General features: G+C 71.0%; 17 protein-coding genes. 8 read left to right on the top strand and 9 right to left on the bottom strand.

The features are described from left to right. Positions 1 to 466: 466 nt before the first annotated feature. From ACZ6YG_RS29175 to ACZ6YG_RS29155, 5 genes are all read left to right on the top strand, one after another. Positions 467 to 1,918 (top strand): hypothetical protein, encoded by a 1,452-nt coding sequence (locus ACZ6YG_RS29175; protein ID WP_364225653.1) that lies wholly within the window; start codon positions 467 to 469, stop codon positions 1,916 to 1,918. Between the two features lie 143 nt (positions 1,919 to 2,061). Beyond that, on the top strand, positions 2,062 to 3,678 hold the full coding sequence (locus tag ACZ6YG_RS29170) for an LCP family protein (protein ID WP_466019734.1): 1,617 nt from the start codon (positions 2,062 to 2,064) through the stop codon (positions 3,676 to 3,678). A gap of 151 nt (positions 3,679 to 3,829) precedes the next feature. Next, positions 3,830 to 4,996, top strand: coding sequence for an acyltransferase family protein (locus ACZ6YG_RS29165; protein ID WP_466019733.1), 1,167 nt, complete (start codon positions 3,830 to 3,832; stop codon positions 4,994 to 4,996). A gap of 56 nt (positions 4,997 to 5,052) precedes the next feature. Next, positions 5,053 to 6,039, top strand: a complete 987-nt coding sequence (locus ACZ6YG_RS29160) for a glycosyltransferase (protein WP_466019732.1) — start codon at positions 5,053 to 5,055, stop codon at positions 6,037 to 6,039. A 36-nt stretch (positions 6,040 to 6,075) separates the two neighbouring features. Further along, positions 6,076 to 6,792, top strand: coding sequence for an acetoacetate decarboxylase family protein (locus tag ACZ6YG_RS29155; protein WP_466019731.1), 717 nt, complete (start codon positions 6,076 to 6,078; stop codon positions 6,790 to 6,792). Here ACZ6YG_RS29155 and ACZ6YG_RS29150 read toward each other — a convergent pair. The 8 genes from ACZ6YG_RS29150 to ACZ6YG_RS29115 all read right to left on the bottom strand — a co-directional run bounded on the left by ACZ6YG_RS29150 (position 6,789) and on the right by ACZ6YG_RS29115 (position 13,490). After that, positions 6,789 to 7,286 carry a TetR/AcrR family transcriptional regulator gene (locus ACZ6YG_RS29150; RefSeq protein WP_466019730.1) on the bottom strand — a complete coding sequence of 166 codons (498 nt, stop codon included), beginning with the start codon at positions 7,284 to 7,286 and terminating at the stop codon, positions 6,789 to 6,791. The genes ACZ6YG_RS29155 and ACZ6YG_RS29150 overlap by 4 nt on opposite strands. Next, complete coding sequence (locus ACZ6YG_RS29145) at positions 7,258 to 7,638, bottom strand: DUF4260 family protein (RefSeq protein ID WP_466019729.1); 381 nt, start codon at positions 7,636 to 7,638, stop codon at positions 7,258 to 7,260. Before ACZ6YG_RS29145 ends, ACZ6YG_RS29150 begins: the two co-directional genes overlap by 29 nt. Positions 7,639 to 7,735: 97 nt before the next feature. Beyond that, positions 7,736 to 8,620 carry a glycosyltransferase gene (locus ACZ6YG_RS29140; protein WP_219543591.1) on the bottom strand — a complete coding sequence of 295 codons (885 nt, stop codon included), beginning with the start codon at positions 8,618 to 8,620 and terminating at the stop codon, positions 7,736 to 7,738. Between the two features lie 188 nt (positions 8,621 to 8,808). Beyond that, positions 8,809 to 9,576 (bottom strand): CDP-alcohol phosphatidyltransferase family protein, encoded by a 768-nt coding sequence (locus ACZ6YG_RS29135; RefSeq protein WP_148037061.1) that lies wholly within the window; start codon positions 9,574 to 9,576, stop codon positions 8,809 to 8,811. Next, positions 9,554 to 10,612, bottom strand: coding sequence for an iron-containing alcohol dehydrogenase family protein (locus ACZ6YG_RS29130; protein WP_271276915.1), 1,059 nt, complete (start codon positions 10,610 to 10,612; stop codon positions 9,554 to 9,556). The genes ACZ6YG_RS29135 and ACZ6YG_RS29130 overlap by 23 nt, the downstream gene beginning before the upstream one ends. A gap of 9 nt (positions 10,613 to 10,621) precedes the next feature. After that, complete coding sequence (locus tag ACZ6YG_RS29125) at positions 10,622 to 11,356, bottom strand: phosphocholine cytidylyltransferase family protein (protein WP_219543592.1); 735 nt, start codon at positions 11,354 to 11,356, stop codon at positions 10,622 to 10,624. 77 nt (positions 11,357 to 11,433) lie between these two features. Beyond that, positions 11,434 to 12,057, bottom strand: a complete 624-nt coding sequence (locus ACZ6YG_RS29120) for a DUF5941 domain-containing protein (protein WP_466019728.1) — start codon at positions 12,055 to 12,057, stop codon at positions 11,434 to 11,436. Beyond that, positions 12,054 to 13,490: a CDP-alcohol phosphatidyltransferase family protein gene (locus ACZ6YG_RS29115; protein ID WP_466019727.1), complete on the bottom strand. Its 1,437-nt coding sequence runs from the start codon at positions 13,488 to 13,490 to the stop codon at positions 12,054 to 12,056. Before ACZ6YG_RS29115 ends, ACZ6YG_RS29120 begins: the two co-directional genes overlap by 4 nt. Positions 13,491 to 13,585: 95 nt before the next feature. On the opposite strand from ACZ6YG_RS29115, the gene ACZ6YG_RS29110 reads away from it, so the two are divergent. Next, on the top strand, positions 13,586 to 14,833 hold the full coding sequence (locus tag ACZ6YG_RS29110; RefSeq protein ID WP_466019726.1) for an IspD/TarI family cytidylyltransferase: 1,248 nt from the start codon (positions 13,586 to 13,588) through the stop codon (positions 14,831 to 14,833). A gap of 37 nt (positions 14,834 to 14,870) precedes the next feature. On the opposite strand, the gene ACZ6YG_RS29105 is transcribed toward ACZ6YG_RS29110, so the two are convergent. Continuing rightward, complete coding sequence (locus ACZ6YG_RS29105) at positions 14,871 to 15,887, bottom strand: glycosyltransferase family 2 protein (RefSeq protein WP_148037055.1); 1,017 nt, start codon at positions 15,885 to 15,887, stop codon at positions 14,871 to 14,873. An 81-nt stretch (positions 15,888 to 15,968) separates the two neighbouring features. Here ACZ6YG_RS29105 and ACZ6YG_RS29100 point away from each other — a divergent pair, with 81 nt between their 5' ends. Both ACZ6YG_RS29100 and ACZ6YG_RS29095 read left to right on the top strand, forming a co-directional pair. Continuing rightward, positions 15,969 to 17,411 carry an LCP family protein gene (locus ACZ6YG_RS29100; protein WP_466019725.1) on the top strand — a complete coding sequence of 481 codons (1,443 nt, stop codon included), beginning with the start codon at positions 15,969 to 15,971 and terminating at the stop codon, positions 17,409 to 17,411. Positions 17,412 to 17,444: 33 nt separating this feature from the next. Next, positions 17,445 to 17,792, top strand: a complete 348-nt coding sequence (locus ACZ6YG_RS29095) for an STAS domain-containing protein (protein ID WP_466019724.1) — start codon at positions 17,445 to 17,447, stop codon at positions 17,790 to 17,792. Positions 17,793 to 17,827 lie beyond the last annotated feature (35 nt).

Here is a 17,827-nt window from a genome sequence, read left to right as displayed (position 1 = left end):
CTGATGCAAGTGTGACTAATAGTGCTATTGCTGCTTAAATAGGATTTAGATCGCAGAGTGGTTGAACCTCATACACCACGATCTTGGACGCGGCCGGAGACCCCAGCCCGAGTAGATGACCACGGCAGCACACGACGTGGCCGGCTTGGGATGCCGGCAGGGCGGGCGGGGCCGGTCACGTACGTGACAGGGGGAAGATCGGGAGGGCGCGGGGGCCGGTAGCGAACGCAGCGGGACGGAAGAAGACGCAGCGCACGTGGCACGACGGAAGACGGGCACCGAGATGACGGCACCGCGCGCGGGTGCCAGTAGCGCACGCGGCGTAGGGAGACCGGGAGGGCGCGCGGACGAGGACCGGTAGCGAACGCGGCGGGACGGAAGAAGACCCAGCGCCGCGACGTGACGGGAGACAAGGAACCGGTTTGAGATGACGGCGCCGCGGGCGGGGGCCGGTAGCGTACGCGGCGTGGGGGGAGATCGGGAGGGCGCGCGGCGAGCAGCCGCTCGCGTGCGCGGCGTGGTGGATGAGCGGGCCGGATTCGGGCGGCACGGGTGGTTTCTGGCGGTCCTGGCGATCGGCGCCGCGCTGCGGGTGGTCACGATGCTGGGTTACCGGCCGGCGCTGTGGTTCCCCGACTCCTACACCTACGTGGTCACCGTCCTGCGGCCCCGGCCCGATCTGGTGCGCCCGGCGGGCTACTCGATGTTCATGAAGCTGCTGGAGCCGCTGCACTCCTTCGGCGCGGTCACCGCCGCCCAGCACCTGCTCGGGCTGGCCACCGGGGTGCTGGTCTACTGGGCCGCGGCGCGGCACACCCGGAGGTGGATCGCGACGCTGGCCGCCGCCCCCGTGCTGGTGGAGCCGTACCAGATCGAGCTGGAGCACCTGCTCGTCTCCGACACGCTCTTCATGTTCCTGGTCGTCGCCGCCGTCGCGCTCGCGCTCGCCGGACGGCCCAAGGCGGTCACGATCGGGCTGCTGCTGGCCGCCGCCTCGCTCACCAGGACCGTCGGGCAGCCGTTGATCGTGGTGCTGGTGGCCTGGTTCCTGCTGCGCCGCCAGATCAGGCCGGCCTGGATCATGCTGGTGGCCGCGGTGGTCCCGATCCTCGCGTACGGGGGCTGGTTCTACGCCACCTACCAGCGGGTCGGCGTCATCGGCGCGAACGGCGTCTTCCTCTACGCCCGCACGATGTCGTTCGCCGACTGCGCCGAGATGGACCCGCCGCCCGACCTGCGGGTGCTGTGCGACCCGCGCCCGGCCGACCAGCGGCCGCCGTCGCAGGAGTACATCTGGGCCAGGGACGCGCCGATCGTTGCCCTGCCCGGCATCACGTTCACCAAGGAGACCGACGACCTGGCCATGCGCTTCGCGCTGCTGGCGATCCGCACGCAACCGCTCGACTACGCCGGCTCGGTGCTGGCGGAGCTGGGCCGCTCGTTCGTGTGGGGCCGCCCGGTCTACCCCGACCAGGAGATCTACGGCTACTACCAGTTCCCCGAGACCCCGCCGGGGCCGCCGGGCCGCTACCCGGCGCAGGTCGGCACCGAGTTCGCCAAGCGCTACGAGCAGGGCCCGATCGGCACCTCGATCGTGGAGCCGTACGCGGGATGGATGCGCGCCTACCAGGACGTGGCGCGGATCCCCGGCACGGTCCTGCTGGTGATCCTGCTCGTGCCGCCCGCCGCCGTGGCGTGGCGGGCATTCCGGTACGGGCGGGGCCCGGGTTCCCCTCGTGCCCTGTGGCTGCTGCCCTGGTCGGTGGCCGTCGTGTTGTTGATCACTCCGGCGGCCGTGGCCGAGTTCGACTACCGGTACGTGCTGCCGGCGGTGCCGCTCGCCTGCCTGGCGGCGGCCCTGGCCTGCGGGAACGGTAGAGAATTTACTGATCTTATTCCACGAAATGTCCAACTCTGAGTATGCTTTGCCCCGGTATCATCACCGCTGGGTCACGGTCGATTACTCCAGTCATGGCTGCGGCGACGCCGCCGGTGACCTAGTCTCGTGGCGCAGAACGACCGAGCCAGCGCGTGAGGCGCAGCGACGAGGCTAGGGGGCGCATGAGTGACTACAGAGGCATGTCCGTAGAGGACAGCAGGTCCCCCCAGCCCGGCAGCAGGATGGCACGCAGGCTCGCCGCCTCGGCGCCGCCTCCGCCGAAGGAGCCCGAGCGCGGCCGGCGGGGCGGAGACGGCGGCAACGGCAAGATGCGCGTGCTGGCCTGGGTCAGCATCGCGGCCACGTCCCTCATGGTCGCCGGCTCGCTGACCGGCTACGTCGCCTACCGCGACGCGTTCGGCGCGATCGACCAGAAGAACGTCAAGGACGACATCATCAACCCCCGCCCCCGCGACACCGGCGCGCTCAACGTGCTGCTGGTCGGCTCCGACACCCGCGCGGGCGACGGCAACGCCCAGTACGGCCAGGAGACGGCCCGGCTGGCCGACGCGGGCGGCAAGCGCACCGACACGATCATCGTCCTGCACATCTCCCCCAACCGCGACCAGGCGAGGCTCATCAGCTTCCCGCGCGACTCGATGGTGGACATCCCCAAGTGCAAGAACGAGACGACCAAACAGGAGATGCCGCCCAGCCGCGCGATGATCAACTCCGCCTACAACCACGGCGGCGTCGCCTGCACGATCTCCACCCTGGAGACGCTGACGGGCATCCGCATCAACCACTTCGTCGAGGTCGACTTCAGCGGCTTCAAGAACATCGTCGACTCGCTCGGCGGCATCGAGATCTGCCTCAAGTCCGGCGTCAACGACAAGAATTCCAAGCTGGTCCTCCCGCCCGGCAAGAGCCTGCTCAACGGCGAGAAGGCGCTGGGCTACGTGCGGCTGCGCAGCTACGGCGACGGCAGCGACATCCAGCGCATCAAGCGCCAGCAGATCTTCCTCAGCAAGGTCATCGCCAAGGCCACCAGCAGTGACCTGCTCACCGACCCGATCAAGCTCACCGGGTTCATCAAGTCGGCCGCCCAGTCGGTGACCATGGACCCCGACCTGGCCAACAACCCGCAGAAGCTCATCGACATCGGCATGAGCGCCAAGGATCTCACCGCCAAGGGCGTCAAGCTCACCACGGTCCCGTGGATCCCCGACCCCGAGGACGAGAACCGCGTCGTCTGGGAGCAGCCGGCGGCGGGCGAGCTGTTCGACTCCATCATCAACGACACCGAGCTCCCCGAGCCCACGCCGAGCGCGACCGCCGACAAGCCGAAGGTCGCCGTCAAGCCCGGCCAGGTGCGGATCCAGGTGCTCAACGCCACCGGCGAACCGGGCAGGGCGCGCGAGGTCGCCGACCAGCTCGCCAAGGAGGGCTTCCAGGTCACCGGGCTGGGCAACTACGCCGACGCCGGTGGCCAGCCGGTCGCCGCCACCGAGGTCCGCTACCCGAAGACGGCCGAGACCGGCGCCGACCACGCCGACGTGCTGACCAAGAAGCTAAACCCCGCGCCCGACGCGACGGCCGGCAAGGTCAGGCCCACCAACACCGAGCCCTACACGCCGACGGTGGCCCCCACCACCGCGCCGGCCGCCGACGGGCCGAAGGGGCCGGTGCTCCAGCTCGTCATCGGCACCGACTTCAAGGCCGTCAAGGTCACCAAGCTGTCGGAGGCCGTGGAGAAGAACACCATCACCGCGTCCCAGCAGAAGAACGTCTGCGTGTAAGGCTCCTGCAAGTTGTCTGTGTAACCCTCAGGCCGTGAGACAGGACCTCCGGCGCCCGCTAGGGTGGTTCGGGTCGGCGACGCGGCTCGCCCTCGCGGGCGTCGCCGCCTGTCGCGTACCCCGGCCCCGAGCGAAGCTGAGCGACTTCCCTGTGTCTGACACCAAGTACTCCCCTCCGGTCCAGGTTCCCGGCGAAGAGAGTGCGGGGCCGGCGAACACAGGGGCCCGCTGGCCGCTCCCCGGCGGCGGCGGCTTCTTCGAGCGCCCCGGCCAGGAGCAGGCCGAGCCCGCGCAGAAGCCCGAGCCCGAGGCCGGGCCGCCGAAGCGCAGGCGCGACCCGTACCTCGACAACGTCAAGTTCGTGCTCATCGCGCTCGTCGTGGTGGGCCACTCGCTGGTGCCGACGCTCGACGCCGACTCCAACCGGGCGCTCTACATCTTCATCTACACCTTCCACATGCCGCTGTTCGTGCTGATCAGCGGCTACCTGTCCAGAAACTTCTGGAACTCCAACGCCAAGACCAACAAGCTCGTCGACACGTTCCTCGTGCCGTACGTGATCGTCGAGGTCGGCTACGCGGCGCTGCGCTTCTCCCTCGGGCAGAAGTGGAGCCTGACGATCATCGACCCGGCGTGGCTCAACTGGTATCTGCTGGCGCTGCTGTTCTGGCGGCTGTCGACGCCGGTGTGGAAGCGGATGAAGTTCCCGATCCCGGTGGCGATCGCGATCTACCTGTTCGCCGGGTTCTCCGAGATCTCCGGTGACTTCAGCATGGACCGGTTCTTCGGCCTGCTGCCGTTCTTCGTGATCGGGCTGGTCATGCAGCCGGAGCACTTCGAGCTGCTCAACCGGCTGTGGATCAAGATTGTCTCGGTGTTCACCATCGTCGCCGCGGCCACCGTGGCCATCCTCATCGCGCCCAGGGCCAAGCTCGCGCCGTTCTACTTCAAGAACAGCTACGAGAAGATGGACCTGTCCTGGTACATGGGGCTGGGCGTGCGCGTCGGGCTGCTGGTCTGCGCCCTGGCGCTCTGCTTCGCGGTGCTTGCGCTGGTGCCGCGGGGCGAGACGTGGTACTCCGATCTCGGCACCCGCACCCTCTACTGCTACCTGCTCCACGGCATCCCGGTGCTCATCGCCAAGGAGCAGGGCTGGCTCAACCTGCCGTGGCTGCACGGCCCGCTCGGGGCGCTGGCGATCAGCTTCAGCTGCTTCGCGCTGGCGATCGTGCTGTGCCTGCCGGAGACCCGGACGGTCTTCAAGTGGGTGCTGGAGCCGCGCCTGACCTGGCTCTATCGCCGTCCTTCCAGAAGTTAAGCGGCAGTTACCCCCGCATTCACGCCTTTGACCCGGTCGGCGCGGAGCATCGACGCATGCGGGTATGCGTTGCCACCGTCGTCCATCATCCCGAGGACGCCCGGATCATGCATCGGCAGATCAGGGCGCTGCTCGACGCCGGCCACGAGGTGACCTACGTCGCGCCGTTCACCTATCACAACGTGACGCCCACCCCACGGCTCACCGCCGTCGACGTGGCGCGCGAGGCGGGCCCGGGCCGGGCCCGGTCGGCTCTCAGGCGCGGCTTGCGGGGCGCCGACCTCCTGCTCGTGCACGACGCCCGTCTCCTCCGCGCGCTGCCGTACCGCCGCCCTCCGGTCGTCTGGGACGTACGCGAGGACGTCTCCGAGGCCAGGCTGGCGCGGGCCGCACGCAGGTGCCACGTGATCACACCGGACGTGGTGCCCGAGGCCACTCTCGTGGCGCCGGAGCCGCCCCCTCCCGGGGAGACGAGAGTGGTCCACATCGGCCGGCTGTCGGCCGCCAGGGGCGTGAACGAGCTCATCGGCCTGGCCCGGCGGCTGGCCCCGCACGGCATCCGGATGGACCTCATCGGCCAGGCCGACCCGGCGGCGCGCCCGCTGCTGCGTGACGCCCAGCGGGTCGGCCTGCTGGACTGGTTCGGCCACGTGCCGCTCAGGCACGCGCTGCGGATGGCCGAGGGCGCGCTGGCCGGCCTGTCGCTGGCCGGTCCAGCGGTGACCGGGCCGCCCACCAAGATCCTCGATTACCTGGGCCGCGGCCTCCCCGTCGTGACCACCTCGCAGGGCGCCGGGGTGGTGGAGCGGGCGGGCTGCGGCTTCGTGGTCCCGCTGGACGTGGACGCGGCGCTCGACGCCGTGCTCGACCTGAAGGAGAGCCCCGAGCTGCGCCGGTCCCTCGCCGCGCGCGGGCACGCGCACGCCCGCGCGCACCACCACTGGCCGGACCACGCGCCGGCGTTCGTGGCCCGGATGGAAGGCTGGGCCGGGATTCCCGCCCGCGCCCCGTCGTTCGCGGTACAGAGCAGGTCCGTGGGGTGATGGTCACGGCGTCCGGCGGTTGATGTACTAGACGCCATGGCATCGCATCTGATCCAGGGCCGGACGGTGAGCATGCCCGTCCGGGTACGGGACGTCATGGTGTGCGGCGCTCTCTACCTGGTCCGGGCCGACGCCGCACGGGCCGTGCTCGCGTATTCGGGGCTGGACGTGGCCGAGGTGCTGCCCGGCAAGGCCGTCTGCGTGCTGGTGTTCGCCGACTACCGCGACGGCGATCTCGACTCCTACCACGAGTTCGGCATGGCGTTCCTGATCCGTCGGCCGGGGGCGACGGGCTCGGTGGGGCTCGCCGACCTGCGGAACGCGGCCGCGTTCGTCCACTGGATGCCGGTCGACCAGGGCTTCACTCTGGAGGCGGGGCGCTCGCTGTGGGGCGTGCCGAAGGAGCTGGCCGACATCGACCTGCGGCTCGGCTCCCCGTACAAACGGTGTGTCCTGAGCAGGGACGGCAGGCTCGTGCTCGACATGCTGGTCAAGCCCGGCGCTCCGCTGCCCGGCCCGGGCCCGGTGATCGCCCTGGACGCCTACACGCACCGCGACGGGCTCACCCGCCGCATCCCGTGGACCGTCCAGACCCGCGGCCTGCGCGTGCGCCCCGGCGGCGCGCTGATCCGGCTGGGCAACCATCCCATCGCCAAGGAGCTGAGCGAGCTGGGCCTGCCCAAGCGCCCCCTGCTGGCCGGCACGGTCGCGCACGCCACCATGGCCCTGGAGGAGGCCGAGCTCATCCGCTAGCGGGCGAACGCGGCCAGCCCTGCCCGCCAGGCGCCGTCGAGGTCGGCACCTGGCGGGAAACGGCCGTCGAGCTCCAGCATCACCATGCCGTGCGCGAAGGCCCACACGGCCCGCGCCAGCAGCGGGTCACCGTCGACGGCTTTGACCAGGGGCAGCGCCGTCCGGTCCTCCAGTCCGGCGGGCAGAAGTCCGCGCGGCAGCGGCCCGGTGCTCATCAGCCGGTAGAGATGGGGGTGGGCCAGCGCGTAGGCGCGGTAGGCCCGCGCCAGCACTCCCAGGCCGCCCTGCGACGCTTCCAGGGTCCGCGCCAGGTCCTGCATGGCGATCGCGATCACCTCGGCCTCGACGGCGCTCTTGTCGGGGAAGTGCTTGTAGAGCGAAGGGGCCCGGATGCCCAGCCGCCCGGCCAGCGCCCGCATGGTGAGCGCCTCCGCGCCGCCCTCCTCGACGAGGTGCAGGGCCGCCTCAACGATCTGCCGTGACCGCTCGGACACGCCGGCTCCCATCCCGCTCCCGTAGTCCGTAACCGAACGCGCGATCGGCGGCGATGTGCATCAGCCAGGCGAGCCCGGCGGTCCACGTCGGCACTCCGCCGATCGGCCAGAATACGTATCCAACCAGCAGCAGGAGGGGCACCCACGCCCGGTGTGCCGCGTTGTAGAACGGCACCGCCCGCGGTGACAGCCGCCCGCCGCCGGCCTTCCTCGCCCCTATGAGCATGGTCAGGTCCGGCAGGATCGCGAAGACCACCGCTGTGACCCAGGACATTCCCCCGTGCTTGGCCACCTCGAAGACGATGAAGGCCAGGCAGAAGATCGCCAGACCACCCCACGCCGCTCTTCTCATGACTGCTCCCGCGTCGGCTAACACTGTTAGCCAAGGCTAAGGCTAACAGTGTTAGCCGTCAAGCAGGGAAAAGCCCTCGCCGTGACGGCGAGGGCTTTCAGACGATGGGCGGGCGGCCGAGCTTCACCATGCGCCAGGCCGTCTTCCAGGCCATCGGGCGGCGCTCGCCCGCGGGTGTGCGCAGACCCTCGAAGAACCCGGTGAACCACGCCTTCAGCGAGTCTTTGGAGCCGCGCTCCCTGATCAGGGTCAGCACCACCCAGTCGAGCAGGTAGAGCGCCGCCAGCGGCCACGGCAGGTTGCGGCGGGCCAGCCACACCCGGTTGCGCGCGTTCAGCCGGTAGAACTCGGCGTGGCGGGTCGGCGGCACCTGGGGGTGGTACATCACGGTCTCGGCGTCGTACTCGATCCGGTAGCCCTCGCCGAGCAGCCGCCAGGCCAGGTCGGTCTCCTCGTGCGCGTAGAAGAACCGCTCCGGCAGCCCGCCCACCTGAAGGAAGGCCGAGCGCCGGACGGCCGAGGCGCCGCCCAGGAACGTGGTGACCGGTGAGCTGCGCTCCGGGTCGCCGGCGCGCAGGCGCGGGACGTGACGCCGCTGGCCGATGCCGCCGTCGGGGTCCATCACCCGGAAGGAGATGACGGCCAGGTCGGGCTCGGTGGCGAAGCGGTCGCGGACGTGCGCGGCCACTTTCTGGTTGGCGTACCAGCCGTCGTCGTCGAGGAACAGCACCACGTCACCGGAGCACTCCTCGACCCCGCGGTTGCGGCCGGCGGGTATGCCCGTATTGTGGTCGAGCCGGATCGTCTTCACGGTCGCCGACGAGCCAGCGGGGGGCGTCGCGGACAGCTCGGGCACGTCTGCGCCGTTGCCCACGATCACCACCTCGACGTCACCGTCGATCTGGTTGAGCGCGGACTCGACCGCCCGGTCCAGCTCCGCGACCCGGTTTCCCATGGTGAGGATGACGCACGAGATCTTCAACGAATCATCGTCCTGACGCGTTGAGAGCACGGGCGGAGCAATCTTTCATGATCACCGAGTCTGCTGGGTGGCTTATTTCCTGATATTGGTGGAGCTAAGCGTATCGGAACCGGTAGTGAACCCCCACCGAACCGGGGATGTCCGATCAATACGACGGACGAGAGGCCCTGCCGGTTCCGAGAATCGCATCACGCCAGCCGCCTCGACGCGAGAATGCTGACCAAATGCAGGACAACCTGTAGCCCTGCCGCGACCACACAGGCCACGACGAGCACCCGGGTGGCCGCCAGATCGCCCCGCACCACGTCGATCACCGCCGTCGCGAGCGCGAGCAGCGACAGCTCGATCGGCTGCACGATCCGGTGGAACCCGGTCGCCGCCAGGACCCGCCTGCCCAGCCCCAGCAGCCCCGAGCGGAACTGCACGGCGGCGGACTCGGTCGCGGCGGGCAGGCCGCCCTTGGCCCGCGCCACCTCCACCAGGTCGGACTCCGCCTTGATGAGGATCGCGCCGAGCGCCGCCGCGAAGCCCAGCACGGTGTACCAGTCGGGCAGCACGGCCGACGCCCGCCAGCCCAGCCCGGCCAGCAACGCCGCCTCGGCGAAGTAGGCGCCGACCCGGTCGAGGTAGACGCCGGTCAGCGAGGTCTTGCCGGTCCACCGGGCCAGCTCGCCGTCGGAGCAGTCGAGCAGCAGGTAGACCTGGATCAGCAGGGCGGCGGCCACGGCCGCCCACAACCCCGGCAGCGCGATCACCACCCCGGCCGCGACCCCCGCCACCGTCATCACCCAGGTGAGCTGGTTGGGCGTGACGCTCGTCCTGGTCATCAACCAGGTGACGTAGATCGACAGCCTGCGCATGTAGAGCACGCCCGCCCAGTGCTCGCCGTTGCGGCGCTCCAGGTGACCGGCGGGCTGGGCGACCCCGCGCAGCTCAGCGACCGAAGGCCCGGACATAGTCCTCCACCCGATCGCGGATCTCGGAGTCCTGCAGGCGCAGGTGCTCCAGGATCGTGTAACGGCCGGGACGGGTGGCGGGCGCGAGCGAGACCGCGGCGGTGAACTGCTCGCTGCTCAGCCCGATGTCGCCGGGGGTCACCGGCAGCTGGTGCTGCCGCAGGCAGCCGACCACCTGCTTGAGCCGGGCCTCGTCCTCCCTCAGGAAGTAGCAGAAGGCGGTGCCGACCCCGGCGAGCTCGCCGTGGTTGGAGGTGCCGGGGAAGAGCTGGTCCACGGCATGCATGATCTCATGGTCGCCACCGCTCGCGGGCCGCGATGAGCCCGCGACCACCATCGACATGCCCGACAGGATCAGCGACTCGGCCAGAACGGTCAGGAACGCGTCGGACTCGACGGAGTCGGCCCTGCCGAGCAGCGCCTCGGCGGCCGTGCGCGCCATCGAGCAGGCCAGCCCGTCTATCGGCTCGCCGCGCTCGACGTGGCTGAGCTGCCAGTCCTCGCACGCCGACAGGTTGGCGAGCACGTCGCCGACGCCTGAACGGACCAGCGACTGCGGGGCCTTGTGCACGAAGTCGAGGTCGACCAGGACGGCCAGCGGCATCGGCACACCGAACGTGCCCTTGCCGCCCTCGTACAGCAGGGAGGCCGTCGGCGAGCAGATGCCGTCGTGGGACAGGTTGGTGGCCACCGCGACCATGGGGATGCCGGCCAGCGAGGCGGCGTACTTGGTCGTGTCGATGGTCTTGCCGCCGCCCACGCCCACCACCACCTCGTAGGCGCCCTTCCGCAGGTCGGCGCCGAGCGAGACGGCGGCTTCCACGCTCCCGTCGGAGACGCGGAACACCTGGGCCTCGTCCAGCGTCGGCGCGATCAGGCTCTCTATGTGGTCGCCCTGGCCGGGGCCGACGGCCACCGCGACCCGGCCGGAGGTGGCGACCCTGCTGTCGGCGAGCAGCGCGCCGAGCTCCGCGACCGCACCGCGCCTGACCTCCATCTGGATCGGCGCGGGCAGCATCCTCGCAAGAAGCGGCATCCGGCCCCCTCAGTAGTGGACGGCGATGGTGCGGGCCTTGGCCAGGTCGTCGTGGTTGTCCACTTCGACCCAGTCGACCTCGCCGATGGGGGCGACGTGGATGGCCTCGCCTCGCTCGACCATCTCCTGGTAGCCGTCCTCGTAGTAGAGCTGCGGGTCGCGCTCGAAGGTGGCCTTGAGCGCGTCGGCCAGCCGCTCGGCGGCGCCCGGCCGGATGAGCGTGGCGCCGATGTACTCGCCGTACGCGTCGGACGGGTCCATCAGCTTGGTGATGCGGCGCAGCGCCCCCTCCTCGGAGAGCGTGACCTTCATCTCCTCGTCGGCCAGCTTCTTCACGTCGTCGACGGCGAGCAGGATGTCGCTGGTCTCGGGCGCGGCGAGCAGCGTCTTCTCGACCGAGACGGGGTGCACGGTGTCGCCGTTGACCAGCAGCGCGCCGCGGCCGAAGTAGTCGCGCGCGCACCACAGGGAGTAGGCGTTGTTCCACTCCTCGGCCTTGTCGTTGTGCACGAGGGTGAGCTCGACGCCGTGACGCTCCTCCAGCTCGCGCTTGCGCTCGTGTACGGCCTGCGCCGCGTAACCGACGACGACCACGACCTCGCGCAGGCCCACGGCGGCCAGGTTGCGCAGCGAGATGTCCATGATCGTGGTCTCGCCGTCGACCGGCACGAGCGCCTTAGGCAGCGTGTCGGTGTACGGCCGCAGGCGTCGTCCGGCTCCAGCGGCCAGCACCATTCCCAGCAACGTGCACTCCTCAGTCGAGCATGACTACGTAGGCCCAAAGGTTAGTTGGCTTTCGGCCTCGTGAGGGTAATCCGCCGTTAGTCTTGCGTTCCCGTGTCCGCCGTGCGCACCCCGGTCCTGGGCGCGGCGAGCCAGCACGTGAGGCTCTCCCACCCGAAAGCGCCCCACAGATACACCGCCAGCAGCACGAACCCGCCGGTCACCCAGCCCACGAGGGCGAACATGCCGAGCACCAGCATCCGCCCCTCCCAGCCGAGGCCGAGCGCGGCCAGCCACGGCGGCGGGTAGACCTGCTGACGCAGCCGGTAGACCAGGTCGTAATGGTGGAAGGCGGCCGCCCCGAGCAGCAGGAAGATCAGCACCGGGGGCACACCGTGGGCGAAGCCGCAGGCGGCGATGAAGGCGTACTCGATCCCGCGCAGGATCGGCGGCGCCATCCAGTCGAGCCGGCCGTCGTGCGGATGGGAGCTGCCCGGCCCGGCCAGCAGCAGCGTGACGAGCGGCGCGAACACCGCCAGCCCGCCGGCCCCCGCCACCCCCATGAGCAGCAGGATCCCGATGACGAAGGCGGCGGCGACGAGCGGCGGCAGCGGCGGGAGCTGCCCGGCCACGAGCATGCCCATGCCGCGCGAGAGCGGCCCGTCGTCGCGGTAGGCCACGACCTTGCCCCGGGGCACCGGCACCATGTGGACAGAGCTCATTCAGCAGACCTCATCATCCGGCCGACGAGCTGGTAGGCGGCGGCCACCGCGCCCCAGCCGAGCAGCGCCACGAACGTGACCCGGGCGTCGGACACCGCGGCCGTGACCGCGATCAGCGCCGTACGCTCCCCGATGGGCAGCACGACCATCCTGCGCAGCCAGTGGACCGCGGAGCCGTGACGCACCCGCTGGGCGATCCTGAGCAGCCCCTGCCGAGGGCGTCGGCGCCCGGCGTCGGACGGCTCCAGCAGCGAGCGCGACGGCCTGGCAGGCAGCGCGCCGGCCTGGCCGGCGTCCCACACCGATCCGGCGTACGCGAACTGGAGCGAGTGGCGGACGGCCTGCAGCATCATGGCAGCGACGGCGAGGAACCAGATGCCGTCGGGGTTGCCGCCGCCGTACGTGGCCGCGTAGCCGTAGGCCAGCCCCACGTAGACCGCGTACTCCTTGAACCGGTCGGCCATCCCGTCGGCCCACGCGCCGAGCGGCGTGTACCCGCGCGTGTAGCGCGCGAGCTGGCCGTCGAGGCAGTCGAGCGCGAACGACAGGTAGAAGAGCAGGGCCCCGGCCACCAGCGCGACCCTGCCGCCTTCGGAGAACCAGACCGCCGCCAGCACGGCCACGGCGACCGAGACGCCGGTGACGGCGTTCGGGGTGAGCTTGAGCGCGTGCGCGGGCCTGATCAGGTGGCGGGTCAAGGGCGAGACGAGGTACGAAGTGAAGAAGCCGTCGTCGGACTTCACCGCGCCGTCGAGGCGGACCTGGTCCTCGTCCACCTCCGCGAGCCGCTCGATCGCGGCGTCGGCGGAGGCCTGGCCGGTGGGCCGCACGCAGTGGAGCGGCCCGAGCGCCGCCGTGCGCACCGGCACCCCCGATCTGACCAGCCCGACCAGCAGCAGGTCGACGGTCTCGACAGGGGTGACGGGGCCGAGCCTGCCCGACTCCGCCAGCTCCGCCAGCTCCTCCGCGACCTCGGCGAGCACGCCCAGGTCGGCCTCGCCGGCCTGCAGCCCGCCGGCGAACGCGGCGTTGGCCTCCGGCACGGTGTGGAACGAGCTGCCCGCCGCGGTGATCCGCCCGCCCTCGACGCGGAGCGGCGGCCGGGTCGGCCCCGCCGCGGCCTCGCCGTCGACCAGCGCCCGCGTGTCGCGCGCCGGGTGCTCCAGCAGTACGGCCAGCGCCTCCGTGTGGGCCACCAGGTCGCCGGGCAGCAGGGCGACCGGCCCCGACGCCACGCGCGCCAGCTTGGCCACCACGCGCAGGTCGGCGGCGAGCCCGCCGGCCGACGTCAGCACCTGGACCTCGCGGGTGGGCAGGGTCGCGAGCTGGTCCGCGAGCCGGTCGGTGAGCGTGCCCTCGCGGCAGCCGAGCTGGGCCGCCGGTGTCGTGGCGAGCAGCACGATCGTGCCGCTCTCGGTGAGCGAGTCGGTCAAGGCGCGGGTCCTCCCGTTTGATGAGGGAGCGCGTGGCACACAGCGTAGCGATCGGGCCACGCGATAGCACGGACCAGTACCGTTACCCTCGAACTATGATTTCTCGGCTGCCATCCATCGGCGTGGTGCTCGCGGGCGGCACAGGCCGGCGTGTCGGCCACAGTGAGCCGAAGCAGCTCATCAAGCTGGCCGGGCGGACGATCCTGGAGCACACGATCGAGCTGTTCGACGCCTCTCCCGACGTCGACGAGGTGGTCGTGCTGATGACGCCGGGGTTCGTGGAGCCGGTGCGCGAGCTGGTGCGGCGGTGCGGTTTCGGCAAGGTGACCGCGATCGTCGAGGGCGGGGCGAGCCGGACCGAGAGCACCTGGCGGGCCCTTCAGGCGGTGGGCGAGCGGGAGTGCAACGTGCTCCTGCACGACGCCGTGCGGCCCTTGCTGGAGCCCCGGATCATCACCGACTGTGTCCGCGCCCTGGAGACGTACGAAGCCGTCGAGGTGGCGATCCCCAGCTCCGACACGGTGCTGGTGGCCGAGGACGACATCGTGCGCGAGGTGCTGGACCGGTCGCGGCTGCGGCGGGCGCAGACGCCCCAGGCGTTCCGGCTGTCGGTGATCCGCGAGGCGTACCGGCGGGCGATGGCCGATCCCGGCTTCGCCACCCGGCAGGCGACCGACGACTGCGGCGTGGTGCTGCGTTACCTGCCGGAGGTGCCGATCTACCTGGTGCCGGGCAGCGAGCGCAACATGAAGGTCACCCACCCGATCGACCTGTCCATCGCCGACCAGCTTCTGCGCCTGGCCGCCGCCGGCACGCCCGCGCCCGCCCCGCCCGACTACCGGCGGGTCCTCTCCGGCCGCACGGTCGCGGTGTTCGGCGACGGCGCCGACCTCGCCGCCCTGGCGTCCGGATACGGCGCGGTGGTGCGGTGCTTCCCCGCGGATCTGGCCCGTACGGAGGAGCAGGCGGCCAAGGCCCTGGCCGAGGCGGGCCCGGTGCACCACGTCATCCACCTCGCGGGGCCGCGCCCCGGTTCGCTCGCGGACGCCGACGCGGAAGCCCTGGCCCTGGCCTGCCTCGGGGCGTCGAACGTCGCCAGGGCCGCGTACCCGCTCCTGCGCGAGACCGGCGGCACCCTCGTCCTCCAGGCAGACGGCGGCGACGGCAGCGTCGCCGCCCCGGCCCGTGCGGCGACCGCCGAGCTGGCCCGAGCCCTGGCCTCCGAATGGGCAGCCGACGACGTCCGCGTCAACGCGGTCCTCACGACCGACCACCACCGGACGGCGCGGACCTGCCTGGACGCGCTCGCCTCCGGCCTGACCGGACAGGTCATGGAAGGCTGACCCCACGCTCACGCACCGTAGGGAACGGTGCGTGGCGTCAGCGGGGTGGGCGGGCCAGTTTGCGGGGGCTGGTGAGGAAGCCCCAGCCCCATGACATGTGCATGGTCGCGTACACCACCGGCAGCCGCAGCCTGGCCGACCAGGGCAGCCCGCTTCCGGTCAGCGCCGAACCCGCCACGATGGCCGCGGCGTATCCGCCCGGGACGACCAACCCCAGGGGGAAGAACGGCGCGACCACCAGCCCGAGCAGGATGGCCAGCACGGCGGCAGGCGGCGCGAGGTAGCGCAGGTTGATCGTGCCCTCGTGGGTGCGCGCCACCACCCGGCGCCATCTGCCGTAGTGGAAGTACTGCTTGGCGAGCGCCTTGACGTTGGGCCGCGGCCGGTAGGAGACCCGCATCCGCGGCTGGAACCACACCAGGCCGCCGGTCTGGCGGATGCGGTGGTTCATCTCCCAGTCCTGGGCGCGCTGGAAGTGCTCGTCGTAGCCGCCCACCCGGGCCAGCGCGGAGCGCCTGAACACGCCGAGGTAGACCGTGTCGGCGGGCCCGGCCGTGCCGCCGACGTGGAAGGCCGCCGCGCCCACGCCGATCTTGGAGGTCATCGCGCACGCGACGGCCTGCTCGAACGGGCTGACGCCCTCGGCCGCCATCACGCCGCCGACGTTGTCGGCTCCTGTCTCGTACAGGGTCTCGACCGCCACCCGCAGGTAGTCGGGCGGGAGCATGGCGTGGCCGTCGACCCTGGCGATGATGCCGTTGCGGGAGGCGGCGATGGCGGCGTTGAGCGCGTTGGGTGTGCGGCCCGTGGGGTTGGGCACGACGGTCACCCGGCGGTCGGCGGCGGCGATGGCGTCGGCGACCTCTTGCGTGCGGTCGTGTGACGGACCGACGGCGAGGACGACCTCGATCTCACCCGGGTAGTGCTGGGCGAGCACCTGGTCGACGGCTTCGCGGAGATGGCGTTCCTCGTTGAGGACCGGCATGACGACGGAGATGGGGGGCCAGCCACGCGTCTCCGCTGGCGCGTGCGGCGAGTCGGGGAACTGCTTCATGGCGGGGCTCACGCTACTGTACGACCACGGGAGGACGGCAATCGAGAGCGCAATCCTCCAGCGCCACGGAGGGGGACGGTCATGCGCGACCCAGGCGAGGAGGACGCCGGGGTGATCGTGGGCGGCGACGCCTACGGCGGCGTCAAGCTCGCCGGCGGGCGGCGCAGGCCGCGCAGGAGCGCCAGGGTGCGGCGGCGCAACGCGGTCCTCGCGGGCCTGCTGTCCACGGGCGTCCTGATCGGCACCGGCGTGGTGTGGGCGACGCCGCGCCAGATCGGCACGGTCGACGCGGGCGTCGAGGAGACCGCGCCGCGCGGTGCGGAGAACATCCTGCTGGTGGGCGTCGACAAGCGCGACGACCTCACCCGCAAGAAGCAGAACGAGCTCAAGCTCGGCCGCGAGTCGGGCCAGCGCACCGACACCATGATGGTGATCCACCTGTCGGAGGACCACAGCCGGATCACCGTGGTGAGCCTGCCGCGCGACACCTGGACGACGATCCCCGGCAAGGGCGATCACAAGATCAACTCGGCCTACCAGTTCGGCGGCCCGAAGCTCACCGTGCAGGCCGTGCAGCAGGCCACCGGCCTGAAGATCAACCGGTACATCGAGGTCAACGTGCTGGGCTTCATCGACGTGGTCGACTCGCTCGGCGGCGTCACCGTCTGCACGCCGGTGCCGATCAACGACCCGAAGACCGGTCTCAACCTCACCGCCGGCACCCACGAGCTGCAGGGCGCGCAGGCGCTGGGTTACGCCCGCACCCGCGCCACCGCCCGCTCCGACCTCGACCGGATCGACCGGCAGCAGCAGGTGATCTCGGCCCTGCTGAACCGGGCGCTGAGCGCCGACACGCTGGCCAACCCGGCCAAGCTGGCCTCGTTCGTCAACACCACGCTCGGCACGATCAAGGTCGACCCCGACGACGGGCTGCTCGGGCTGGCCACCCAGCTGCGGGACGTCAAGCTCGACAACGTGCAGTTCGCCGACGTGCCGCTGGAAGACGTCGACTTCCGCACCTCCACGGGCGAGTCGGCGGTGCTGTGGGACAAACAGAAGGCGCGTGAGCTGTTCCGGGCCATCGAGGCCGACCAGGACCTGATCAAGCCCACCCCCAAGGCGAGCCCTTCGGCCAAGGCCTCGGCCGGGCCGGCGTCCGTCCCGCCGCAGCAGATCTCGGTCAAGGTGCTCAACGGCACGCTGATCACCGGGCTCGGCGCCCGGACGCGCACCGCGCTGGTCGCGTACGGCTTCCAGGTGCCCGAGGACGCCGGCAACACCGCGCGCAAGGACCACAAGAAGACCGTGGTGCGCTACGGCCCCGGCCAGGAGGCCGCCGCCCGCACGGTCGCCGCCGCCATCCCCGGGTCCGACCTGCGGCAGGCGGACGTCAAGGAGATCGAGGTCGTCATCGGCGCCGACCAGCCGAAGGTGGCCAAGCCCAAGGCCTCCACGACGCCGTCGGCGCGGCCGAGCGCTTCCCCATCTGCGGAAACGGCAACGCAGAACATCTGCAAGAAATAGGTTAACAATCAGCCAAGAGGGCACCCTTTCCCCATGATTGTCAGGTCTTGGCAGGAGGAGCTCTGCACGGTCCTGCGCGTCTCGGGGGAGCTCGACGTGGCGGCCGCTCCCCGGCTCCGCGCCGAGCTGGAGCCGGTCCTGTCCTCCCCCGGCCCGCTCATGCTCGTGATGGATCTGAGCGAGGTGCCGTTCTGTGACTCGGTGGGGCTGGGCGTGCTGGTCTCGACGCACAACCACGCGCGGCGCACCGGCGGCAGGCTGATCCTGGTCCTCCAGGAGGGCATGATCAGCAACCTGCTGACGATCACCAACCTCGACCGCCACTTCGAGACGAGCCCCTCGCTCACGGACGCCCAGGCGGCGCTCGCCGCCGCGGCGTAGCCCCGCCCGGGGATGCGAGACGATGTCATCGTCGT

It is taken from the genome of Nonomuraea sp. NPDC054003, from assembly GCF_055585125.1.
The sequence above is the reverse complement of the archived record's forward strand: the minus strand, read 5'-3'. Positions and strand labels throughout refer to the sequence as shown.